The organism is Pantoea sp. SM3 (genome assembly GCF_000963995.1).
Classification (GTDB): Bacteria; Pseudomonadota; Gammaproteobacteria; order Enterobacterales; family Enterobacteriaceae; genus Pantoea; species Pantoea rwandensis_B.
Genome location: NZ_JZRD01000008.1, coordinates 123084 through 145714 on the forward strand (window position 1 = coordinate 123084; position 22631 = coordinate 145714).

The 22631-nt window shown below is 54.4% G+C and carries 21 protein-coding genes and 1 pseudogene; 13 read left to right on the plus strand and 9 right to left on the minus strand.

Annotated elements, in window-relative coordinates:
• Window positions 1-10 precede the first annotated feature (10 nt).
• The 3 genes from VI01_RS05295 to VI01_RS05305 are packed head-to-tail and all read right to left on the minus strand — an operon-like array spanning window position 11 to window position 4072.
• Window positions 11-949, minus strand: a complete 939-nt coding sequence (locus VI01_RS05295) for a sugar phosphate isomerase/epimerase (protein WP_045814256.1) — start codon at window positions 947-949, stop codon at window positions 11-13.
• Between the two features lie 2 nt (window positions 950-951).
• Window positions 952-2478 (minus strand): glycerol-3-phosphate dehydrogenase, encoded by a 1527-nt coding sequence (locus VI01_RS05300; protein ID WP_045814257.1) that lies wholly within the window; start codon window positions 2476-2478, stop codon window positions 952-954.
• A 10-nt stretch (window positions 2479-2488) separates the two neighbouring features.
• Window positions 2489-4072, minus strand: a complete 1584-nt coding sequence (locus VI01_RS05305; protein ID WP_231638464.1) for an FGGY-family carbohydrate kinase — start codon at window positions 4070-4072, stop codon at window positions 2489-2491.
• Between the two features lie 379 nt (window positions 4073-4451).
• Here VI01_RS05305 and VI01_RS05310 point away from each other — a divergent pair, with 379 nt between their 5' ends.
• The 8 genes from VI01_RS05310 (at window position 4452) to VI01_RS05345 (ending at window position 12257) form a co-directional block, all read left to right on the plus strand.
• Window positions 4452-5105 (plus strand): DUF2291 domain-containing protein, encoded by a 654-nt coding sequence (locus VI01_RS05310; protein WP_045814258.1) that lies wholly within the window; start codon window positions 4452-4454, stop codon window positions 5103-5105.
• On the plus strand, window positions 5102-6640 hold the full coding sequence (locus VI01_RS05315) for a sugar ABC transporter ATP-binding protein (RefSeq protein ID WP_045814259.1): 1539 nt from the start codon (window positions 5102-5104) through the stop codon (window positions 6638-6640). The genes VI01_RS05310 and VI01_RS05315 overlap by 4 nt, the downstream gene beginning before the upstream one ends.
• A 22-nt stretch (window positions 6641-6662) precedes the next feature.
• Entirely contained in the window at window positions 6663-7718 is a 1056-nt protein-coding gene (locus VI01_RS05320) for an ABC transporter permease (protein ID WP_045814379.1), read from the plus strand.
• A 69-nt stretch (window positions 7719-7787) separates the two neighbouring features.
• A complete protein-coding gene (locus VI01_RS05325) occupies window positions 7788-8735 on the plus strand; it encodes a D-ribose ABC transporter substrate-binding protein (RefSeq protein ID WP_045814260.1) in 948 nt (315 codons plus the stop codon).
• 164 nt (window positions 8736-8899) lie between these two features.
• Window positions 8900-9766, plus strand: a complete 867-nt coding sequence (locus tag VI01_RS05330; protein WP_038646971.1) for a DeoR/GlpR family DNA-binding transcription regulator — start codon at window positions 8900-8902, stop codon at window positions 9764-9766.
• 227 nt (window positions 9767-9993) lie between these two features.
• Window positions 9994-11037, plus strand: a complete 1044-nt coding sequence (locus VI01_RS05335; RefSeq protein ID WP_045814261.1) for a catalase family peroxidase — start codon at window positions 9994-9996, stop codon at window positions 11035-11037.
• Window positions 11037-11588 (plus strand): cytochrome b, encoded by a 552-nt coding sequence (locus VI01_RS05340; RefSeq protein WP_045814262.1) that lies wholly within the window; start codon window positions 11037-11039, stop codon window positions 11586-11588. Before VI01_RS05335 ends, VI01_RS05340 begins: the two co-directional genes overlap by 1 nt.
• A 78-nt stretch (window positions 11589-11666) precedes the next feature.
• Window positions 11667-12257, plus strand: coding sequence for a TetR/AcrR family transcriptional regulator (locus VI01_RS05345; protein ID WP_045814263.1), 591 nt, complete (start codon window positions 11667-11669; stop codon window positions 12255-12257).
• 15 nt (window positions 12258-12272) lie between these two features.
• On the opposite strand, the gene VI01_RS05350 is transcribed toward VI01_RS05345, so the two are convergent.
• Together VI01_RS05350 and VI01_RS25550 are read right to left on the minus strand one after the other, a co-directional pair.
• Window positions 12273-12473: a hypothetical protein gene (locus VI01_RS05350; RefSeq protein ID WP_045814264.1), complete on the minus strand. Its 201-nt coding sequence runs from the start codon at window positions 12471-12473 to the stop codon at window positions 12273-12275.
• Window positions 12474-12587: 114 nt separating this feature from the next.
• Complete coding sequence (locus VI01_RS25550) at window positions 12588-12863, minus strand: hypothetical protein (protein WP_197079570.1); 276 nt, start codon at window positions 12861-12863, stop codon at window positions 12588-12590.
• On the opposite strand from VI01_RS25550, the gene VI01_RS05355 reads away from it, so the two are divergent.
• Window positions 12793-13002, plus strand: coding sequence for a glycine zipper 2TM domain-containing protein (locus VI01_RS05355; RefSeq protein ID WP_038646981.1), 210 nt, complete (start codon window positions 12793-12795; stop codon window positions 13000-13002). The genes VI01_RS25550 and VI01_RS05355 overlap by 71 nt on opposite strands.
• 80 nt (window positions 13003-13082) lie before the next feature.
• On the opposite strand, the pseudogene VI01_RS25320 reads toward VI01_RS05355, so the two are convergent.
• From VI01_RS25320 to VI01_RS05375, 4 genes and pseudogenes are all read right to left on the minus strand, one after another.
• A pseudogene (locus VI01_RS25320) lies at window positions 13083-13400 on the minus strand (deaminase); the annotation flags it as partial.
• 334 nt (window positions 13401-13734) lie between these two features.
• Window positions 13735-14712, minus strand: coding sequence for a VOC family protein (locus VI01_RS05365; RefSeq protein ID WP_045814266.1), 978 nt, complete (start codon window positions 14710-14712; stop codon window positions 13735-13737).
• A gap of 10 nt (window positions 14713-14722) precedes the next feature.
• On the minus strand, window positions 14723-16099 hold the full coding sequence (locus VI01_RS05370) for an aromatic acid/H+ symport family MFS transporter (RefSeq protein ID WP_038646986.1): 1377 nt from the start codon (window positions 16097-16099) through the stop codon (window positions 14723-14725).
• Between the two features lie 237 nt (window positions 16100-16336).
• Entirely contained in the window at window positions 16337-17566 is a 1230-nt protein-coding gene (locus VI01_RS05375) for a LysR substrate-binding domain-containing protein (protein WP_045814267.1), read from the minus strand.
• 129 nt (window positions 17567-17695) lie between these two features.
• Between VI01_RS05375 and VI01_RS05380 the strand changes: the two genes are divergently transcribed.
• The 4 genes from VI01_RS05380 to VI01_RS05395 all read left to right on the plus strand — a co-directional run bounded on the left by VI01_RS05380 (window position 17696) and on the right by VI01_RS05395 (window position 22625).
• Complete coding sequence (locus VI01_RS05380) at window positions 17696-18433, plus strand: PIG-L deacetylase family protein (protein WP_045814268.1); 738 nt, start codon at window positions 17696-17698, stop codon at window positions 18431-18433.
• Window positions 18430-19152: a 4-carboxy-4-hydroxy-2-oxoadipate aldolase/oxaloacetate decarboxylase gene (locus tag VI01_RS05385; protein WP_045814269.1), complete on the plus strand. Its 723-nt coding sequence runs from the start codon at window positions 18430-18432 to the stop codon at window positions 19150-19152. The genes VI01_RS05380 and VI01_RS05385 overlap by 4 nt, the downstream gene beginning before the upstream one ends.
• On the plus strand, window positions 19149-20219 hold the full coding sequence (locus VI01_RS05390; protein WP_045814270.1) for a 4-oxalomesaconate tautomerase: 1071 nt from the start codon (window positions 19149-19151) through the stop codon (window positions 20217-20219). Before VI01_RS05385 ends, VI01_RS05390 begins: the two co-directional genes overlap by 4 nt.
• Window positions 20220-21182: 963 nt before the next feature.
• Window positions 21183-22625 (plus strand): cytochrome ubiquinol oxidase subunit I, encoded by a 1443-nt coding sequence (locus VI01_RS05395; RefSeq protein WP_045814271.1) that lies wholly within the window; start codon window positions 21183-21185, stop codon window positions 22623-22625.
• Window positions 22626-22631 lie beyond the last annotated feature (6 nt).

A 22631-nucleotide genomic window follows, 5' to 3' on the forward strand; every position in this document is an offset into this window, starting at 1 on the left:
ATCAATAGGCTTAGGAAGCAAGATGCAAATCCTGCACGCCCGTATCAATGTGCGATGCCCAAAACGCGACGCTTTCCGCGATATCCGCCACCACCTGGCGGTCAGTGGGTTCACGCTCTTTAAAACTCAGTTCGAGGCAGATTTCGTTATCGTGCGCGCCGCCGCGCGCCAGCGCGTCCAGCAGCGGCTGGGGCTGAATACGGCCGCCCGCATTGTACTGCAATGTGAAGGGTCTGTGGCCGCCTTTGTCCATCATGCTTTGTTTTATATGAATAATCGGCGAGTAGCGCGGCACCGCTTCTGCCCACGCGTAAGGGTCGTAATCACGCGGGTCGGCTGAAGTCACATCGCCGTGATCGATATCCGCCATCATCCACATTGGCAGGGCAAAGGACTCACTGCTCAAACGCTGCTGCAGTGCGAGGCAAGCCGGAATGGTCTCACCAAACTCGCGTCCGATGCTCATCGGTTCCCAAAACAGGTATTTCAAGCCGGCGGATTGGGCATGTTCCGCCACCTCGGCCCAGCAGTCTATCGCGATCTCGATTAAGGCATCCCGCCGCGCCGCATCGTTGAAATCCTGCTGGGTGAAAATGGCGAACTGCGATCCAACCGCCTCGCCACCCAGTTCTGCGGTGATATCGGCGAAGGTTTTAAACCAGTCAACATAGTAGCGCCGCACTTCAACGTCCGGATGACCAAAATGATTGAGGCGGCCATAGGGGCCTGTCATACCCGATGTCACGCGCACCCCAGTTTCTCGCAGCGCCTTCTGCATCTGGCGCGACATGCGGTTGATGGTGGCGGCTGGCCAGCCGGGATTAATAAATTCATGAGTTAACTGCAGATCGCGGATACGGATCTGTTGTGCCACGGTGTGAATCAGATCCTGCGGATCGGCAAAACGATTCACCAGTGGGTTGGTATTGAGCGAAAGCGTTAAGGGCATGATTACGCCTCCTTACGCAGCGGCACGGCCGCAGCATAGGTCGCATCAAACCATTGGCTAAAGGCCTGCTGCTGCACTGCCGTCAGATGCAGCTGATGTTTGGTGCGGCGCCACAGCACATCCTCCGCTTGCTGCGCCCACTCATTTTCCACCAGGTAGCGCACTTCGGCTTCATATAACTGCGCGCCGAAATGGCGGCCCAGATCGTTGAGCTCACGAGCGTGCCCCAGCACTTTCTCAATGCGCGTGCCATACAAACGCGCATAGTGTTTGCGTAGCGGCGCCGGTAACCATGGCCAGCGCGTTTTCACTTGCTCAAGGAAACTCTCGAAATCGCCATTTGCCATATCACCGCCCGGCAAAGTGGCCTCGCGTGTCCAGTCTTCTCCCATATTGGGGAAGAAGGGCGCGAGCTTCTGGATAGCGTGTTCTGCCAGCTTACGGAAAGTGGTAATTTTGCCACCAAACACATGCAGCAGCGGGGCGTTTTGCTGATCGTCGAGATCGAACACGTAGTCACGCGTGACGGCAGAAGGGTTACCTTTGCCATCGTCAAACAGCGGACGCACGCCCGAGAATCGGGTAATCACATCACTGGCGCGCAGTTTCACTTTGAAGTAGCGATTGACCACATCGATAAGGTACTGCTGCTCACTGTCGTCTGCGGTCACCGCTTCCGCTTTGCCCTGCCACGGAATATCGGTGGTGCCGATCAGGGCTTTATCGCCTTCATAAGGGTTGATGAAAATGACGCGTTTATCAGTGTTTTGCACCAGATACGCCTGCTGGCCTTCCCAAAATTTCGGCACGATGATGTGTGAACCTTTAACCAGCCGCACGCTGCGATTGCTTTTGGTCTGCGTGACCTGATTAACGATATCCAGTACCCACGGCCCGGTTGCATTCACCAGCACTTTGGCGAATACCGTGCGCTGCGCGCCGCTGGCCGCATCCTGAAGGGTCACTTCCCACTTGCCGCTGATGCGTTTGGCGGAGACACAGCGGGTGCGCGGCAAAATCGTTGCGCCGCGCTCCGCGGCATCCACCGCATTGAGTGCGACCAGGCGGGCATCATCGACCCAGCAATCGGAGTACTCGAAGCCTTTGCTGTAGCTATCGAGGAGGGGCGCGCCTTCAGGATCGCGCATCAGATCGAGCGATCGCGTGCCGGGCAGCTTTTTGCGCCCACCTAAGTTGTCATAAAGGAACAGCCCCAGACGCACCAGCCACGCCGGACGATCGGACGGGCTGTGCGGTAACACAAAGCGCATCGGCCAGATAATGTGCGGCGCGGCATTCAGCAACACTTCACGCTCGATCAGCGCCTCACGCACCAGGCGGAACTCATAATATTCAAGATAGCGCAGCCCGCCGTGTACCAGTTTGCCCGAGCGCGAGGAGGTACCCTGTGCAAGGTCGTCTTTTTCACACATCATCACGGACAAGCCGCGCCCGGCCGCATCACGTGCGATGCCCGCGCCATTAATGCCACCGCCAATGACAAACAGATCCAGCGTATTTTCACTCATGGTGTACTCCTTAAAACTTATTCAGTGCATGCCAGGCGGCAGGGAGATCGCTGCGGATCTGCTGATAATGGGGAAACAGTTGGTTATAACGCTGCGACAGTTCAGCGGAAGGCGGTTCAGGCGCATCCAGCAGCGGGCGCACCCAGGTTTCCACGCACTGCGCCATCGAGGGATAGGCGCCAATCGCCACCGCTGCCATCATCGCGGCGCCCGCTGCACCGGCTTCATCACGCTGGCTGATACGCACCGGCGCGCCAATGCAGGAAGAGAGGATCTGGCGTAGCGGCTGGGAACGCACCGCACCGCCCGTGAGACGAATCTCACCCGGCAGGGTGCTGCCCATCGCCTGATAACAATCACGCGCAGCCATACCGATGCCTTCAATCACACCACGCACCAGGTCGGCAAAATTGTGCTGATAGTTAAGTCCGGTGAAGCTGGCGCGCGCGTCGGCGTTGACGAACGGCCCGCGTTCACCGGCAATCGAGATGTAGGGATGGAACAGCAGGGTGCCGGGTTCGGCTTTGTTGAGCCACTGGTCGATATGTGCCACCAGCCGCGCATGATCGATTTCACAGCCGAATCCGCTCAGCAATTCACTGGCCACATTCAACAGCCAGTCGAGATTAAGGGTAGACGCCATATTGGTTTGCACCTGCGTCACATAGCCCGGCCAGGGCAGCGGAATCACATAGCCAGTTTGCGCTGGATTCAGCCACACCTCATCAATGGTCACGCTGCGCAGATGCACGCCGGTAGAGCCGACAATTGAGCAGGCGGTATGGGCTTCGCCGGTGTGCACGCCTGCGCCCAGCGCGGTCATCGCCATATCCACATAACCCAGCGATATCGGTGTGCCCGCGCGCAGGCCGGTGAGGGCTGCGGCCTCAGCGGTCAATGGATGGGTGATTTGCGTGCCATCAATGATTTCGGGCAGCAGATGGCGGCGATGTTCCAGTCCCAACGCCGCGATGACGGTGTCGTCATAACGCTGGGTGCGAAAGTTACCAAAGGTGAAGCTGGCCTCAGAAGGATCGGTGGCACGTACGCCCGTCAGATTGAGGTAAAGCCAGTCTTTGCAATGCAGCGCCACTTCGCTGTTCGCCAGCAGATCCGGAAAGTGCTGGTCCATATGCGCCATCTGCGAACCCTGCTGGCAGGTATTCAGCCCGGTACCGGTGGCCTTAAACCGCTCGGCTGCAAGGGCGTGCTGGTTTAGGGCATCGACGGTGTGTGCCGCACGCGCATCCAGCCAAATCCAGGCATCCTCCACCGGCTGGTTGTTGGCACCGACCAGCCAGGTGCCATCCCCTTGTGCGGTAACAGCCACGGCCACCACGCGGGAAGAGAGGTTTTCCACACGCTCGCCCAGTTTCCTTATCGCGTCCACGGCATCTTGCCAGGTCTGCGTCATGGATTGCTGCGCGGCACCGCCTTCGCTGCGGTAATAGCGGTTACGCACGGAGGCGCACGCCAGCTGTGTGCCTTCCAGATCAAACGCCACCGCTTTCACCACGGAGGTGCCGGAATCCAGACCCAGAATGATATCGCTGTTACCCACGTACACCTCCGAAGGGAAGAAAAGTTGACCCATCACGTCGTGTTAATTCCCTGTGATGAATTTGCTAAATAATGTCTTACACCACTTCCCATGGAGATAACATATCTCTTGTATTATTTTTCGATAAAACGAATAAATTTCACTTCAGTTAGCGAGTTTGATCACGAAAATGGCGGTGGCACACGACAGGGTGAAATGAGATATCACAAGAAGAAGGCTTGTATGGCGGGACTTTATTAGCTGGAAAGGGACTAAGGTGTGAATTTAGCGATCCAGATCGCGCTCCTGAAATATTCGTGAACCCTCTGTTGACAATTTAGTCACATCAGCACAATCCTCATCACAAGAGTTATCACATTTATAACATTTAATGCAGCGATTATCGCAGCAGATAACAGTGAGAGGTCACGTTATGTCCGATGTCTCAATGCTGGCACAGCAGCTCTCCCGAAAGCGCATTCGCCGCTACAGCATCATCGGTGTTGTGGTGGTTGCGGTGATTGCCGCCATGGCCATTGACACAAAAGTGGTGAAAATCGGTTCCGAGCAAGATGTGCAAGAGCAAGGTTTCTCGCCGGATAGCTACGGGGAGAAAACCTTCCCCGGTATTCAGCAGGATGTTGAAGCGCGGGCGGTGGATGCAAAAACCCTCGCCGATGCATTGAAAGCCAATCAACAAGCCGCGGTACAGCAATACGGTGTGGGTTCGCTGCTTCCGGTCATCCCCGTCAAGCTGGAGGGTGTGGTTCAGTCAGGGCAGATGGGCATCTTCCCGCTGAAAGTGGCCGGCTTACCGGAAGGAAATGTGATTCGCCTGCAAACGGGCCCGGCTATCACCGGCACCGACTTGCGTGATGCCAGCGGAAAAATCCAGTTCGGTGATTTTACCAACCAGATTGAGTATCAAAACGCCGGTTCGGCGATCAATCGCGCCATGAAAGCCAAAGTACTGGATAAGTTGGATCGCGATGCGCTGCCCGGTAAAACCGTGCAGGTGGTGGGGGTGTTCCGGTTGCTCGCGCCGAATAACTGGATGGTGACGCCAGTCAGTCTGGAGGTGAAATGAAACCGTTCAACGTTAACCCGGCGCTACTAAAAGGCGAAGTGATCCTTGAAGCGCGCAACATCAGCAAGATCTATGGATCGACCCATGCACTCAAGGGCGTGAATTTTGAGATCCGTCGCGGGGAAGTCACTACGTTGTTTGGTGAAAACGGCGCAGGCAAATCCACGCTAATGAAAATTTTGTCAGGCGTGATTACGCCAACATCCGGGGAAATTCTCTACAACGGTGAAGAGAAAGTGTTTCGCTCCGCCACTGAAGCACGCGATTGCGGCATCTCGATTATCCATCAGGAGCTGAATCTCGCTCCCAACATGAACGTGCGCGACAACATCTTCATGGGGCGCGAAATCATGAAGCCGGGTGGGGTGGATTACGCGGAAGAAGCCCGCATAACCGCCCATCTGATGGCGGCGCTGGAGGAAGAAATTGATCCGCTGACGCCGGTGGAAAACCTGCGTCTGGGCCAACAGCAGATTGTCGAAATCGCCCGCGCGTTGTCGGTGAATTCACAGATTCTGATCATGGATGAACCGACATCGGCGCTCAGTGCCGCGGAAGTGGCGGTGCTGTTTCAGGTGATCCGCGATCTCACCAGTCAGGGCGTGGCCATTGTTTACATCTCACATCATCTCGAAGAGGCACTGGAGATCACCGATCGCGCCGTGGTACTGCGTGATGGCGTGATGACCGCGTACGCGAAACGCGATGAGATCGATCTCGAATGGATCGTGCGCAATATGGTGGGCGACCACTTTGACCTGGGTTCGCCCCCGCAAGGGTATGACTTTGGCGCCCAGGCGTTGACCGTGCAAGACCTGACGGTGAAAAGCAAAACCGGGATTCGGCTGGTGGATAACCTCTCGCTGGCAGTGAAAGCCGGTGAAATTGTCTGCATCTATGGCCTGATGGGCGCGGGGCGCACCGAACTGCTGGAGTGTATCGCCGGGCGTATTCATCAAAGCCAGGGACACATTTTGCTGCAAGACACCGATGTCAGCGGCTTAACCATTCAACAGCGCATTCAAATCGGCCTTGCGTTGGTACCGGAAGATCGGCAACGCGACGGTCTGGTGCAAACCATGTCAGTGGGCGAAAACCTGTCGCTCGCCAGTATCAGCGAATTTGTGCGCGGTCTGGTGCTGTCACCCCGGCGTGAAAAGCAGCTGGTGACAGACAGTATTCGCAACGTCACGGTGAAAACCGCTGGCGGTGAGGCGGCCATCGGTTCGCTTTCCGGTGGCAATCAACAAAAAGTGGTGATCGGCAAAATGCTGGCCACCCGTCCAAAAGTGATCCTGCTGGATGAACCCAGCCGCGGCATCGATATCGGCGCCAAAGCGGAAGTGTTTCGTCTGCTGGCGGAGAACGCCAAAAAGGGGCTGGCGGTGGTGTACACCACCTCGGAAGTGGGGGAATGCCTGAGTATCGCGCATCGCATTGTGGTGATGAGCAAAGGGCGCATTAACGCCATCTTCGATTCCAGCGTGAGCAAAGAACGCATTATGGCCGCTTCAGGCGAGTCTCTGGTGGCATGACATGAAAAACGGAGCAAACGGTATGACAGACAGAACACACACGCTGGATTCGCCGCCCGTCGCGAGCAAAAAGAAGGCCGATAAAAGTCTCAATCTGGCGCGATTGCTGCTGGAAGGGCGCGCCTTTATTGCGCTGCTGGTGATTATTGCCACCTTTTCCCTGCTCTCGCCTAACTACTTTACCGGCGCCAACTTCCTGACCATGGCTTCGCACGTGGCGATTTTTGGCTTACCGGCGATTGGCATGCTGCTGGTGATCCTCAATGGCGGGATTGATTTGTCCGTGGGCTCGACGCTGGGTCTGGCCGGGGTGATGGCCGGTTTTATGATGCAGGGCATCAACCTTGAAGCGCTGGGCGTGGTGCTGTATCTGCCGGTGTGGGCGGTGGCGATATTAACGCTGGTGATTGGCGCGCTGGTGGGATTGGTGAATGGCGTGCTGATTGCCTGGTTCCGCGTTCCGGCGTTTGTTGCCACGCTCGGCACCATGTATGTGGCACGCGGTATCGCATTGCTGATCACCAATGGTCTGACCTACAACAAACTCTCTGGAAGTGATGCGCTGGGCAACACCGGCTTTGACTGGCTCGGCTTCAATCGCATCTTCAATATCCCCGTCGGTGTGCTGGTGCTGGGTGTGGTAGCACTGGCCTGTGGTTTCCTGCTGAGTCGTTCGGCGTTTGGCCGCTGGCTCTATGCCTCTGGTGGTAATGAGCGCGCCGCCGATCTTTCCGGCGTGCCGGTGAAACGCATCAAGATCAGCGTTTACGTTTTGTCGGGTATCTGTGCCGCGATGGCGGGACTGGTGCTCTCTTCACAGCTCACCTCTGCCGGCCCAACGGCGGGTACCACCTATGAACTGACCGCGATTGCTGCGGTGGTGATTGGCGGAGCGGCCCTGACCGGTGGTCGCGGTAATGTGCGCGGCACGCTGCTGGGCGCTTTTGTAATCGGTTTTCTCTCTGATGGCTTAGTGATTATCGGCGTTTCTGCCTACTGGCAGACGGTGTTCACTGGCGCCGTGATTGTGCTGGCGGTATTGCTCAACACCCTGCAATACGGCAAACGCAGTCGCTAACTCACGCGCGCTGTCTGGCAGCGCGCGGTTATCCGTAAAACCTGTACCCTAAATAATAACGGAGCACCTATGTTCACAAAACGTCTGTTTATTGCTGCCGCAGCGATGGCTATCACCACCTTCGCTGCACCGACCTGGGCGGATAACGGGTTGATGACCATCATCGTCAACGATCCTTCCAACCCTTACTGGCAGACAGAAGGCCAGGTCGCGCAAAAAGCGGCTGAAAAACTTGGCTACAGCGCAAAAGTCAGCGCGCACAAAGGTGATACCAACACCGAAAGCCAGCTGATTGATACGGCGATCACCAACAAATCCAAGGCCATCATTCTTGATCCGGCTAACGCCGACGGTTCTGTCGGTTCAGTGAAAAAAGCCATCGCGGCGAACATCCCGGTGTTTATCATTAACGCCGAGCTGAATCAGAGCGGATTGGCCAAAGCGCAGTTGGTTTCTAACAATGCGCAGGGCGCGGCGGTGGGCGCAATGGAGTGGGTGAAACAGGTGGGCGATACCGCCAACTATGTTGAATTAGTGGGCCCGCCATCCGATAACAACGCGGCAACGCGTGCCAATGGTTTTGATACCGTGCTGTCACAGTACCCGACGCTGAAGAAAGTGGGTCAGGAAGTCGCCAACTGGGACCGTACCCAGGGCTTCAACAAGATGCAGTCACTGCTGCAGGCTAACCCGAATATCAAAGGCGTGATCAGCGGCAACGATGAAATGGCGCTGGGGGCGATTGCCGCGTTGAAAGAAGCCGGCAAGCTGAACCAGATCAAAGTGGGTGGTTTTGATGGCTCGCCGGATGCTGTTGATGCCGTAAAAGCCGGTACGCTGGCGTATACCGTGATGCAGCCCGTGGCGCAGTTCGCGCAGAAAGCGGTAGAGCAGGCTGACAGCTTCCTGAAAACCGGTAAAACCGGCGCAGCATCGGAAAAACAGCTGTTTGACTGCATTTTGATCACCAAAGAGAACGCGGGCAATTTCGTATCACCATTTGTACTGAAGCAGTAATGCATGACGTGCGGCTTTCGGGCCGCACACTGCTCAGCGGACGCACTCCGGTGCGTCGCTGTAACCCTTCTCGTGAGTCCAAACACCACATCATTTGCAAAAGGCGCGTTTCCGCGTTGTAATCACCTGGAACCCGCATTTCTGCATCACTTTCTGGACGAAATATGGCGCACAACCCGCAGGACTCTTCTCTTAACGTCTTCATGGCCGAACCCTTACCCAGCGACAGTCGTCAGGCGCGGCAGTTGGCGCGACGCCAGTTGATCGCGGAAGCCGTGATGGCAGAAGGCGCAATTCGCATTGAAGATATCACCGACCGTTTCGGCATCAGTCTGATGACCGCGCACCGTGATATTGATGAGATGGTCGAACGCGGATTGCTGCATAAATCGCGTGGGGTGGTCTCTGCTACGCCAACCAGCCTGGTCGAGTCCAGCGATATCTACCGTGCGACGCGTCAACTGGAAGAGAAGCAAGCCATCGCTGAAGTGGCTGCCACTTATCTGGAGCCAGGACAGGCGATCTTCCTTGATGATTCCACCACGGTATTGCAGATGGCTCGCCTGCTACACGCGCGCGCCCCGTTAACGGTGATCACCAACTCACTGACGCTGATGAATGAGTTACGCAACGGACGCGATATCACGCTGATGGGATTAGGCGGTCAGTTTTATCACTGGTGCAATGCGTTTATGGGCCGCATGACGCGAGAAGAGATTGCCAGTCTGCGCGCCGATGTGTTCTTCGTCAGTATGTCTGCGATCATTGATGACACGGTCTTTCATCAGTCAGCTGAAACCGTCGAAACCAAACGAGCGATGTTTGATGCTGCACAGAAACGTATTTTGATGATGGATAACACCAAATTTGAACGCCGGGCGCTGCATCGTTTTGCCCATCTCAGCGAGTTCGATGTGGTGATTGTTAACCAGGGTACGCCGGTGCCCGTGCTGCGACGGATGCAGGATCTGGGCGTGAACGTCGTGGTTGCGCCCATGAAGATCCACACAACCCCACGCGAAGAAGTTTGATTACCCCTGCGAATTTATTCCCTCAGATAACCGGAGGTGCTCACTGTTGGCCGCGACAGTGGGGCTTCTGCCTGTGCAAATGCGTTTGACAATACAATCTACCTACTAGTAGATTGATTGCTCTGCACCTGCTACCGTCAACCAGGACGGCGCCGTTGATTACTACGCGCTATTGATTCGGCTCGGGTAAGTGCCTTGTCTTAATTTATGCAATGTTGAGCGAACCTATGAACAAGCCTTCTCTTTCGACCGGCCAGACACTCATCCGTCTGGCCGCTATTGCAGTGGTACCATTGATAGTCATCGCATTATTTCTCTGGGCTGGCGGCTGGTTAACACCGGATAAGTTGACCTCCGATAAGCTCATTACCGTGCTACAAAAATCAGGCGGGGAGCATCCCGGCTACCGACGCAATCATGCCAAAGGCGTCTGCATAAACGGCAGCTTTGCCGCTAACGGCAAAGCCAGCGTGCTGTCGCGTGCCGGGCTGTTTGCACCGGGCGAAACCCCGGTGATCGGGCGCTTTGCTATTGCCGGTGGCAATCCGAACGCCCCGGATTATGCCGTGCCGGTGCGCAGCATGGCGTTAGCGTTTTACCAAAAAGATGGTCAGCAGTGGCGTACTGGGATGAATGCCATGCCGATGTTTCCGGTGAAGAGCGTGGAAGGGTTTTACGATCTGCAAATCGCCACGCTGCCCGATGCGAAAACAGGTAAGCCCGATCCCGCGAAAATTCAGGCCTTCGTTCAAAAACATCCCGAAATCAAACCATTCTTCGGCTGGGCGCAACAGTATGTGCCTTCATCGAGTTGGGCGAGCGATCGCTTTAACAGCCTCAATGCCTTTAACTTTGTTGATTCGGCCGGTAAGAGCCACGTGGTTCGCTGGAGCATGGTACCGCACAGCGAGTATCAGCCAATCAATGCTGCGGATAAGAATGACAGCAACTTCCTGCAGAGCGATCTGCAACAACGTCTTGCTAAAGGGGCGCTGCAATGGGATCTGATTATCACCGTCGCTGATGCGCAGGATAGCAGTAGCGATGCTTCGATTGCCTGGCCAGCGGACCGGCAGACCATCAATGCGGGAACCCTGACCATCAACCAAACCACGCCACAGCAGCAGGGCGCCTGTAACGACATCAATTACGATCCGCTGATTCTGCCAGAGGGTATCACCGCTTCAGACGATCCGATCCTCAATGCACGTTCATCGGCTTATGCCAAATCCTACAACGCCCGTACCCGTGAACAGGCAGGAGCACACTGATGAAACACACAGAGACTTTCCATCCGGCGTTGCGCGCGATTCACTGGCTGATGGCTGCCGCTATTATGACCATGCTGTTTATCGGTGTGGCCATGGTCGCCACCGTATCGTCACTGCACAGCTTTCTCGTGGCGATCCATAAGCCGTTGGGCTTAATGATATTGCTGTTGGTGGTGGTGCGATTGTGGCTGCGTTTTACCACAGCTAAACCGGCCTTGCCGGAGACGTTATCAAACGGGCAAAAAGCGCTGGCACACCTTTCGCATTGGGCATTGTACGCAATGATGCTGGCGCAGCCTCTTATCGGCTGGGCGATGCTGTCGGCGGCAGGCTATCCGATCAGTCTGGGAGGCAGTCTGGTGCTGCCGCCCATCACGCCGATCAGTAATGATCTCTATGCCTGGTTGCGTCCGCTGCATAGCTGGGTGGCCTTAGCCTTGTTCATAACGGTCATGCTGCATCTTGCTGCCGCGTTGTTCCATGCGCTGATTCTGCGTGATGGCGTATTCAGGAGTATGACCGGCCGCCGTAAGCGTTCTGAAGCGCCTTGACATCCCGGCTGCAGGTCAGTAGGTTCAGTGCCAATTTACTGATTTGCAGCCATTTCATCTTTGCTGCCGGAGCCCTGCATGACCGTTGAACGTTCGCCTAAAGCCACTGAAATTATTAACCACACCCGAGAGTTGCTCACTGCGGGTGGTTATAAAAGTTTCAGCTATGCCGATTTGGCAGAACGCGTGCAAATCCGTAAAGCCAGTATTCATCATCATTTTCCTGGCAAAGCCGATCTGGTGCTGGCCGTGGTCAATGATTATCGTCAGGAGGCGCGAGCCGGAATGGCCGCGACCAGTGAGCATTTCAGTGATGATCCGCTGGCTGAGCTGAACGGTTATGTGAATTTTTGGGCTACCTGCATTAAAGAAAACAGCTCGCCGTTCTGTATTTGCGTGATGCTGGCAGTGGAACTGCCGACCTTACCGGAAGAAGTGGCGGCCGAGGTGACCGGACATTTCGCCGATCTGTCCGCGTGGCTGGCCGGTGTGTTGCAGAAGGGGGAAAAGCGTGGGGTGTTTATTCTGCGTGAAGGAGCGGAAAGGGAAGCCAAATCGCTGATGGCCACGGTGCATGGTGCCATGATAGCCGCGCGCGCGTTTAATAACCCCGAACTGTTTTTACCCATGATTAAACCGGTGTTGAACAATCTGGTTATTACCGCCTAATTGCCTCGCGGAGATTTAGCCTCGCGACTCTTTCATCAGCAACAAAATCACTTTATCCACCAGATAAGGCGCCTGTTTATTTAATTCAGGGTCATCGCGTAACTGCGCGGCAATATTTAACGCAAAGTCGCGAAGGGTTTGTTTATCCAATTCCGTTGATTCAGCAGCCGAAGAACGGCAAACGGGATGTTGGTTAGGAAAATGAATCACACTCACATTGCCCCCTGAAATATGTCGCTAAAGTCAGCTGAATAAACATTAATCTACTAGTTGGTAGGCTGGCAGTCAAGGGATGGATTCTCAGTAAAGCACCGCAGGTTTAAACGCCTCTCAATGCCCTGAAAGTGCTGCATCGGCTGGTTTCTCACCGCTTCGCCAGTACCGCCCGAAAATAGGAATTTTTACCTTTCGCCGTTTAACAAATCCTCTTAAATTAGCGCCGACGAGCAGTGCAAGTCGCCAACGATTTGGTGTCTTAACAACAATCAAATTAAAAACAATTGCATTCCATTTTTTAATGGTAATGAGGATTTCGATGCTTTTAAAACGCAGCTGCAGTTTTGCCATTGTCGCTTTAGTCTGTTTATCTGTTACCGCTTGTGGCATGTCGCATCGTGGTCGTAATACGGCGATTGGTGCGGGTGTCGGTGCAGTGGGCGGTGCGGTATTAACCGGCGGCAGTACCTTTGGTACGCTGGGTGGTGCGGCCATCGGTGGTTTGATTGGTCATGAAGTGAGCCGTTGATCCATACTGCTGATCTATTTCGTCGCGCACTGAATGCGCGACGAAATAAAATCTTTTATAACGTCGTCTTTATTCTTCCATTAAATTTTCTTTAACTGGCCAAACACCTGTTTGCCGTTATGGAATGTCGCCATCACCGGTGCAATATGCGCCACGGCTTCTGCAGAACAACTCGCCGCGACCAACATCATCGTTGCGCTGTCTTGTGCCTTCGGCCACTGCTGTTCTCCCTGGCTATTCAGCGGCAGCACCTCATTGGTGGCAATACCCAAAGCACGACTCAATGAGAATTCATCCGGGCCACGATACAACTGCGCATAGACATTGGCTTTTTCCAGCATGCTGCCGCTGCCAAAGGGTTGCCAGTGGTCGGCAATAGTATCCGTGCCGGACCATACCGGAACAAAGCCTTCTTCCAGGCTTACATTGCGCAACAGATAGTGGCTAACATCGATATGCGTCAGGTTTTCAGGCGCACAGGCTGCCGCTACAGCTGTGCGGCCACTTAATCCGGCGCCGAGCAGCGTGCCTGCCGCCGTCAGTTTGATGCCAGCGGAAAGAAAGTCACGGCGGTTGCCGGAAGTCATGAGGCTCATACGTTATTTTCTCCTTGTAGGGGAGATTTACCCTAGAGGAGCGATAAGCGCTGTGCTGTGATTTTTTCCACTGATAACTATGGAGAAAAGTAATGACGCATCGGACAGCATCGCTATCCGATGTTCTGTTGAAGGGTTAATGATTTTGCGTGGGCATCGGCGGTGTGCCATGAGTATGGAAGGTCTCAATGGTCTTCAGGCCCCACGCCTGGCCTTTCTTACGCTCGCTCTCCGTCCAGACCACGGTCTGCCAGTCTGGCGCCAGAATCAGACGTGCGCCGGAATTGGCCAGCTCAACCCGATTTCCTGCCGGTTCCCAGACATAGAGGAAAAATGTGCCCTGAATGGCATGTTTGTGTGGGCCGGTTTCAATGTGCACGTCGTTTTCCAGGAAGATGTCGGCCGCGCGCAGAATGTCTTCCCGCGTGTCGGTGGCGTAGGTCACATGATGCAGTCGCCCGTTGCCGCCACCGTGCTCTTCGGTACAGGCCAAATCATAGGTTTTATTATTGATGGTGAACCAGCAGCCACCAATGCGGCCATTATCGAGCTGAATCATCTCTGTTACGCGGGAGCCTAAACAAATTTCCATAAAGCGTTTGAATTCACTGACATCGGCTGCCAACAGATTGAGGTGATCGAGACGGCGCGGACAGGCGCCACGTGCGTGGTAACGCTGGGACAGGTTTTTCAGCGACGGACGTTGATCGTCAGGTGCCTGATATCGGACCGTGTCGTAATAGATCTCAAAAATGTGGCCAAAGGGATCGGTAAAGCGAAATGCCTGGCCGTGGCCCTGATCGTCGTTGACCCAACCGAGCACTTCATAGGGGCTTGCTTCAATCGCCGCAACACGCCGTTCCAGCGCAGCCTGCGAAGCGGCGCGATAAGCAATGTGCCCCACGCCGGTAGTGTGATGACGCGTGAGTTTCAGGCTGTGAAACTCATAATCATCCCAGGCGCGCAGCCAGGCGTGATCGTCGTCCTGCGCGGTGATCGTTAAGCCATAGACATTCACAAAGAAGTTGAGGCTCTCTTCAAACTTGTCGGTGTAAAGCTCCACGTGAGCAAGATGCGCAATATCGAAGCAGGGTTCAGAAGGTTGAGATGTCATGATGCCAATCCTATTTATTGAGGGTTTGTGACAGCGCCGGAAGGTCATCCAGCGCTGCGCCCTTTATTTTCAGAGACAGAGAAACGTTACGATGAAGCACAATACTGATCGCGGCCAGTAAAGCGGGTAGAGCGAGAACATAGAAAATCGCCGACTGCGCCGGGAACGCGCCCATCAGCAATCCGCCAATCGAAGAGCTGAGGATGGCACCGGTGCGGCCAATGCCGTGCATCCAGCTCACGCCGGTGGCGCGTATTTCAGTAGGGTAATAAGCAGGAGAATAAACCTGCAGACCATTCTGTGCGCCATTAATACACATGCCGATAACGAAAATGAATACGCCCAGAGCCACCCCGGAAAACGCGAAGATACCCTGTGCTAACAAGCAGAGACAACCCAGCAGATAGACCACGCCAATCACCACTCTGGCGTTGCACTTATCCATCAATGCACCGACCAGAATACCGCCAAGTGGACCGCCTAACTGGAACAATCCCGCCAGAATGGCCGCCTGTTCGAGGGAAATGCCGCCCGAGCGCATAATGGTCGGCAACCAGCCGTTCAGCAGATAAATCACAAACAACCCCATAAAGTAGGTCACCCACAAAATGATCGTGCCGCGGGCAAAACCGTGGTGGAAGAGCTGTGAAATGGTGCTGTTACGATGGATCCGGGGAGAGTTGAGCACGAACGCCGCATCCTGCTGAAACTGGCCGCCCATGCGATTAAGCAGCGCGGCAATCTTCGCGCGTGGCGCCCGGCGCACCACCAAATTCAACGCAGATTCAGGCAGCAGATAACTTAACAAGGGAAGCAGCAGCAGCGGCAGTGCACCGCCGAAAATGAGCACAGCATTCCAGTGATAGTGCGCCAGCAACGCCGCCGCAATAAATCCACCCAGCCCGGAGCCGATATTAAAGCCGCTGAACATCAGGGTAATCATCACGCCCTTACGGCGCTCAGGCATATATTCTGCCAGCAGCGTGACACAGTTGGGCATGACTGCGCCCAGCCCGAGCCCGGCAATGAATCGCATCATCGCCATTTGCAGCGGCGTGGTGGCGAAGGCGCAGATCAGACTGAAAGCGGAGAACATCAGTACCGCAAGCAGGATGATTTTTTTACGGCCAAAGCGATCGGACAAAGGACCGGCGATCAATGCGCCAATCGCCACGCCAAACATCGCTGCCCCCAGAATCGGCCCCATTGCGGCGCGTGAGATATGCCACTGCTCTATCAGCGCCGGCGCAATAAATCCCATCACGGCGGCATCGTAACCGTCGAACATAATGATGATCAGGCAGAGAAATAACACGCGCCATTGAAAGGCGGAAATGGGTCGTGAATCAATCCAGGCTTTGATGTCGACCAGCTTATTTGTATTCATACGTTCGCTCTCTCTACGGGCACGCAAAGTCTATTGAATGACGAGTCATGATTAACTCATCCAACTCAACGGTAAGCACAGTGCCGCAGACTGTCTGTCAAAAAAGGCTTTTAGCGGTATGAGTTACGTTTATATTGTGAGCGAGTTGTCATAATCCACGGTCTAAATTCGGGTTTGTGCTGACCGCTGGAAAGGGGGATATGAGTGAACGGCGTACCAACATTGTATGAATTTCGTTTAGGTCGCTGTTGTATGAGCTTCGGCGTTGATGCACTTAATCAGTGCCAGCGTGGCCGGGGAATGCAGCGCACCCGCGCGCAATGTAATACCAATATCACGACGCGTATCGGGCAGAGTAAAGGATAAAGGTTTGAGCGTGCCCGACTTCAATTCGTACTCCAGTTGGTGCCATGACACGGCTGCCACCATATCGGAGTCCATTAATAAACCGCGCACGATCGCCAGGTCACCGCTCTCCACCACCGGTTTGGGTGCCGGAATGTCCAATGTGGCAAAGGCGTGTTCTAACAGATGGCGGGCCGGGCTGTTTTCACGCGGCAAAATCCACTGTGTGTCGGCGAGATCGGCAGCGCTTAATGCTCGACCCACTAATGGATGTTGTGGCCTGGCGAGCAGCACCAGCTCTTCGCTAAACAGCCGGCGATTATCGATATCATTAACGTTGCTGTCATGACGTAAGGCACCGACAATCAGATCAACGTCACCTGCACGGAGTTCGGTAATCAGCGTGCTAAAGGCACTTTCATTGGTCACGACTTTGATTGCCGGATGTGCCGTCACTAAGCGGGTGATCGCGCGGGGCAATAACACACTGCGACACAATGGCAGGGCACCAATATGAACGGTGCCCTGCAAAACCCCTTGCTGAGCGGCAAGATCTTCCGGGATATGGCGAATTTCATTCAGGGCGCGGCTGATATGTGGCGCCATTTCACGTGCGGCGGACGTCGGCTGCATGCCTCGCGGGGATCGCTGGAACAGCACGATATTGGCCCCTTTCTCCAGCACCTTTAACGCGGCACTGACGGCGGGCTGGCTGATAGCCAGCGAGCTGGCCACGCTTTGCGTGTGCTGCAGATGAAACAGCCGTAAAAATATCTGCAGGCGTCTGACGTTGAACAACCAAATCGGTTCGGCTTCATCACGCATAGATTCGCGCTGTTTAAATCGGGCGAGAAGTGCGGGTATCTGTTTGAGTTCCTGAAGGGCGCGCTGGGCGCGGGGTAGCACGCATTTTCCCTTCTCGGTGAGCAGCATCCCGCTGGCATGACGTTCAAACAAAGGCGTCGCCAGAGTGTGTTCCAGATCACGTATCGATCGCGTCACTGCCGATTGCGTGCGAAATAAATCTCCTGCAGCCTCCGAGACAGTTCCCCGTTCGGCAATCATACAAAGTGATCTTAGCTGCATGATTTTAATGTGGTTAGCGTCTTCACTTGCCAGCATGCCTTCTGCTCCTGAGCCTCTGATAATGATCACAACATAAATAAAAATCATAGCTCGCACAACGAAAGGCATTATTCGGTCTGGATGCTGCGTGTCAGGATGAAAAAAACGCAACAGAAGGGGAACACAATGGAAAACACAGTGAAAAAGAGTGCCCTGGTGGTCAGTGCCCATTCCGCTGACTTTGTCTGGCGCGCAGGCGGTGCTATCGCTTTGCACAGTGCGAGCGGCTATGACGTGCACGTTGTCTGCCTCTCTTACGGGGAGCGCGGTGAGTCGGCAAAACTGTGGCGCAAAGGCAACATGACCGAGCAGACCGTTAAGCAGCACCGGCAGGCCGAGGCCGAACGGGCCGCGGATGTGTTAGGAGCGAGCATTGAGTTCTTCGATCTTGGCGATTATCCCCTACGCGCAGATAAGGATACGCTGTTCCGCCTGGCCGATGTGTTTCGCCGCGTGCAGCCACACTTTGTATTGACGCACTCGATTGCCGATCCTTATAACTACGATCATCCGCTGGCGGCGAATCTTACGCAGGAAGCACGCATCATTGCGCAGGCAGAAGGGTATCGTCCGGGAGAACCGATTATCGGCGCGCCGCCGGTTTACTGTTTTGAACCGCATCAACCTGAACAATGCCTGTGGAAACCGGATGTGCTGCTGGATATCACCTCAGTTTGGGAAAAGAAATACCAGGCAATTCAGTGCATGGCCGGGCAGGAACATTTGTGGGAATACTACACGCGCGTGGCGCTACAGCGGGGCGTGCAGGCCAAACGTAATACGGGGATTGCTTCGACGCGCGTCATCACACACGGCGAAGGCTATCAGAGCCTGTTCCCACGGGTAACGGAGGATCTCTCATGATCGCGGTGAACCAGAAAGGCATTGTTGTTACGAAGATTGAGCGGGGCGATTCCGCTCTGATCGCGCAGTTCGCCCGTGCCGGAGTGGCAACCGTCCACGAAGCGCAACAGCGACAAGGTCTACTTGATGTGCGGATACGACCGATCCAGCAGGGCGTATCGATAGCCGGCAGTGCGGTCACGGTGCTGGTTTCTCCCGGTGATAACTGGATGTTTCATGTTGCCGTCGAACAGTGTCAGCCTGGCGATGTACTGCTGGTGGCACCGACCTCGGATTGCCATGATGGCTTCTTTGGTGATCTGCTGGCCACCTCGCTTAAAGCGCGCGGTGTGGTGGCGCTGGTCGGCGATATCGGTATCCGTGACAGCCAGACTCTGCGTGAGATGGGTTTCCCGGTTTGGTCACGTGCGGTGTTCGCCCAGGGAACGGTAAAAGCCACGCTGGGTTCGGTGAATGTGCCGATTATCTGTGCCGGTCAGCTGGTTTATCCTGGCGATATGGTGGTTGCCGATGATGATGGCGTAGTGATTGTGCCGCGAGCAGAGGCGATAACTGTTGCCGGGACAACCCAGCAGCGGGTCGCCAATGAGGAGAGTAAGCGAGTAAGACTGGCTGCCGGGGAGCTTGGACTGGATATTTATCAGATGCGTGGCACGTTAGCGGAGAAGGGATTGCGCTACGTGGAGTCTCTGGATGCTCTGCAAAAGAGTTCACTATGAAACAGACGCTGATACCCTGTGTTTTGATGCGAGGCGGCACCTCCAAAGCCGCGTGTTTCCTTGCCAGCGATCTGCCGGAAGCGGGAACGCAGCGAGACCGCGTGTTGCTGGCCGTCATGGGTTCACCGGATCCACGTCAAATTGACGGCATCGGCGGTGCCGATCCGCTGACCAGTAAAGTGGCGATTATTTCTCCGTCCACGCGTTGTGATGCCGATGTCGATTACCTGTTTGCACAGGTTAACGTGGATCAAGCGGTGGTCGATTATGGACAGAACTGCGGCAACATTCTTGCCGCCGTGGCGCCGTTTGCCATCGAGAAAGGCCTGATAAACGCGCAGCATGACATCACGCGCGTGCGCATCTTTATGGTTAACACCGGGCAAATCGCGGTGGCGCAACTTGCCACGCCCGATGGCACGGTGGAATATCAGGGCGATACGCAGATAGACGGCGTACCAGGTTTTGGTGCAGAGCAAATTCTGCAATTCGAGGATATTGCAGGGTCCAGCTGCGGATCGCTGTTACCGACCGGTGAGGCGCGTAATCGGTTTGACGGGATTGAGGTGACCTGCATTGATAACGGTATGCCGGTGGTGATCCTGCGTGCTGAGGATGTGGGATGCACTGGCCAGGAGACCCGCGAGCAGCTTGAAAGCAACGTTGAGTTAAAAGCCCGTCTGGAATCCATCCGCTTACAAGCGGGTCCTTTGATGAACCTCGGAGACGTGACCAAACGAACTGTGCCGAAAATGACCCTTATTGCACCGCCCGTTAATGGCGGTGCGCTATCGACGCGGACGTTTATTCCGCATCGCTGTCACGCTTCTATTGGTGTACTGGGTGCGGTGAGTGTGGCCACGGCCTGCCTGATCCCCGGTTCCGTGACGAAGGGAATCGCGCAGATTACCGATGGCAGGCAGCAGCGTCTGGCGGTGGAACATCCAAGCGGTGAGTTTAGCGTGATGCTGACCTGTGATGAGGCAGGGAAGGTGATGCAAAGCGGCTTGATACGCACGGCACGACTGTTATTTGACGGACGGGTCGCCATTCCAGCCTCACGCTAAAACACGAAATACCCTGCACGCTGACGTTCTCCTATGCTGACAACCTTATGGGTTGCCGGCATTTTCCATTCGCTCTCAAAAATTTTCGTTTCTGCGCGTGACTTCTTGCTCCCACTCACACTGCCTCGCCAGCCCTTTATTTGCCTTAAATAAATGTCGCCTGATTCATTATTAATGTGACAAGTGTGCGCACGGTGTGTCTTTAATGTTACGAGTCGGTATATTTAATAGAGAGATTTTTAAAGATTTAATGGCGCAGGAATAAAGTGTTCTAAAAGTGACAATTGTTTTTGGTTTGTTAAATTAAATCATTCTGGCTGTTATTAAAATACAATAACTCAATGCTTGTTAAAATTCCGTATTATTGATGTTGACCGTATGTCTACGGTAATTGTAACCCTGCTAAATAATAAGATAATCGCATCATTACGGGATAAACACTGATGATTTCTCCTTTGAATGCAACATAATTAACGCTCAAAACCAAGCTAAAACCTTGAATTAAGTTGATAAAAATCAAAGTTTATTTCTGGGTTAACTGTGTCGCTACATTTAATTCACATGAAAATCATTCATTTATAGCGCGATTTTTTGCTTTTTGTTACAAGTTACCCCTTTAATTAGGATGCCTTTGTGTAAACGAAAATATAGAATAATTTACAGAAAAATTCTTATTACGAGCGGTGTCGATACCTACGCCTGCAAGTGTTATCGACAGACATTTCGTTAACAATCATGATTTATTTTCCCCGTTCTTTCTCCGGAACGAACGCCGAAGTGAATAACCTATTCTCCAGTCGTCATCTGTCTGGAAAATATACTGTGGTTGTTGCTCGTAGTTAAGAGAAAGACGACAGTGCGGCACCGATTTCAACTTGTTATGCACCAATCTCACTTCATAACTCGTGAAATGGCGCTGGATTGCCGTTAACTAATTCGGTCACTCAAAAAAAGAAGATAGTCATGCTAAGTAACGATCTTACATCGCTGATCACGCGTATTGACTTCGCGCTAATTTCATCCATTCACATCATTTTCCCCCCGCTAACCATCGGACTGGCTGCACTGTTGTTCATTTCTGAACTGATGTGGGTCAGGAAGCAAGATGAGCAGTGGTATCGCCTGTGTCGCTTCTTTGAAAAGCTGTTTATCGTTAACTTCGGTGCTGGCGTGGCAACCGGTGTCACCATGGAAATGGCCTTTGGTATTCTTTATGGCCGCTTCTCGCAGGCTGCTGGCCCGTTCTTTGGTCAGGTGCTCGGCTATGAGACCATCACCGCCTTTATGTACGAAGCCGGCTTTATCGGCCTGATGATCTTTGGCTGGGGCAAGATCAGTAAAGGGATGCACCTGTTTGCGACCTTTAACGTGGCGCTCTCTTCGACGCTTTCTGCGATGTGGATCCTGGTGGCTAACTCCTGGATGCAGACACCCACCGGTGTTGAACTGCATAACGGCATCTTCATTGTGACCGACTGGCTGGCCGCACTGTTTAACCCGAATGCGCGCAGTGCCTTCCCGCACATGCTGCTGGCGAGTTTTGAGTTGTCGCTCTGCTTCGTGGTGGCAACCTGTGCCTGGTATGTGCTGAAACAACGTCATGTGGACCTGTTCCTGAAACCCCTGAAGTATTCACTGATGGCGCTGGCCGTGGTCGCCGCCGTTCAGATTTATATGGGTGACGTGCTGGGTGAAGCAACGCTGGAACATAAACCGGCGGCGCTGGCGGCAATGGAAGGGCACTACGATACTTATGATTCATCGGGTAACGTCAACAGTGCCTGGCATATTCTGGGTTGGCCAAACAAAGAAGGCACTGGCCTCGCATGGTCTATCGATATCCCGCACGGTTTAAGCCTGATTGAAACCAAAACCTGGAACGGTACGGTAACGGGCCTGAACAGCTTCCCGAAAGATCAGCAACCACCTGTGGTGTTGCCGTTCTACGCTTTCCGCGCCATGTCAGGTGCCGCTGGTGCCATGTTGCTGGTGAGCCTCTGGGGCGTCTGGCTGATTGCACGTCGTCGCATGACCGCTGAGCGGGCTCCGCGCAATAAGCTGTTCCTGGCGCTGGCCGTCATTATGGTGGCCTTGCCTTATATCGCCGTGATTGCGGGCTGGTGGACGCGCGAAATTGGCCGTCAGCCGTGGATCGTTTATGGCCTGATGCGCACCGAAGACGGCATGAGTCCAATGAACCTGGGTCTGGCGATCTTCTGGCTGGTGGGCTTTGCCATCTTTGAAACTGCGGTGGTCGCGGGCACCATTTGGTTCCTGGCGAAAGTGGTGCGTATTGGTCCTGATTTGACCAGCAAAATACCGGGCGAGGGGCATGAGCATTTGGGTCATCTTGAAATGCCTGCCAGTGGTCATGCTGACCATCCTGAATATATCCGTCCGGTTTGATGGGAG

Coding starts and splice junctions, on each gene's coding strand:
- VI01_RS05295 (WP_045814256.1), bottom strand. CDS start 949: ATGCCCTTAACGCTTTCGCTCAATACCAACCCACTGGTGAATCGTTTT.
- VI01_RS05300 (WP_045814257.1), bottom strand. CDS start 2,478: ATGAGTGAAAATACGCTGGATCTGTTTGTCATTGGCGGTGGCATTAAT.
- VI01_RS05305 (WP_231638464.1), bottom strand. CDS start 4,072: ATGGGTCAACTTTTCTTCCCTTCGGAGGTGTACGTGGGTAACAGCGAT.
- VI01_RS05310 (WP_045814258.1), top strand. CDS start 4,452: ATGTCCGATGTCTCAATGCTGGCACAGCAGCTCTCCCGAAAGCGCATT.
- VI01_RS05315 (WP_045814259.1), top strand. CDS start 5,102: ATGAAACCGTTCAACGTTAACCCGGCGCTACTAAAAGGCGAAGTGATC.
- VI01_RS05320 (WP_045814379.1), top strand. CDS start 6,663: ATGACAGACAGAACACACACGCTGGATTCGCCGCCCGTCGCGAGCAAA.
- VI01_RS05325 (WP_045814260.1), top strand. CDS start 7,788: ATGTTCACAAAACGTCTGTTTATTGCTGCCGCAGCGATGGCTATCACC.
- VI01_RS05330 (WP_038646971.1), top strand. CDS start 8,900: ATGGCGCACAACCCGCAGGACTCTTCTCTTAACGTCTTCATGGCCGAA.
- VI01_RS05335 (WP_045814261.1), top strand. CDS start 9,994: ATGAACAAGCCTTCTCTTTCGACCGGCCAGACACTCATCCGTCTGGCC.
- VI01_RS05340 (WP_045814262.1), top strand. CDS start 11,037: ATGAAACACACAGAGACTTTCCATCCGGCGTTGCGCGCGATTCACTGG.
- VI01_RS05345 (WP_045814263.1), top strand. CDS start 11,667: ATGACCGTTGAACGTTCGCCTAAAGCCACTGAAATTATTAACCACACC.
- VI01_RS05355 (WP_038646981.1), top strand. CDS start 12,793: ATGCTTTTAAAACGCAGCTGCAGTTTTGCCATTGTCGCTTTAGTCTGT.
- VI01_RS25550 (WP_197079570.1), bottom strand. CDS start 12,863: ATGCCACAAGCGGTAACAGATAAACAGACTAAAGCGACAATGGCAAAA.
- VI01_RS05365 (WP_045814266.1), bottom strand. CDS start 14,712: ATGACATCTCAACCTTCTGAACCCTGCTTCGATATTGCGCATCTTGCT.
- VI01_RS05370 (WP_038646986.1), bottom strand. CDS start 16,099: ATGAATACAAATAAGCTGGTCGACATCAAAGCCTGGATTGATTCACGA.
- VI01_RS05375 (WP_045814267.1), bottom strand. CDS start 17,566: ATGCTGGCAAGTGAAGACGCTAACCACATTAAAATCATGCAGCTAAGA.
- VI01_RS05380 (WP_045814268.1), top strand. CDS start 17,696: ATGGAAAACACAGTGAAAAAGAGTGCCCTGGTGGTCAGTGCCCATTCC.
- VI01_RS05385 (WP_045814269.1), top strand. CDS start 18,430: ATGATCGCGGTGAACCAGAAAGGCATTGTTGTTACGAAGATTGAGCGG.
- VI01_RS05390 (WP_045814270.1), top strand. CDS start 19,149: ATGAAACAGACGCTGATACCCTGTGTTTTGATGCGAGGCGGCACCTCC.
- VI01_RS05395 (WP_045814271.1), top strand. CDS start 21,183: ATGCTAAGTAACGATCTTACATCGCTGATCACGCGTATTGACTTCGCG.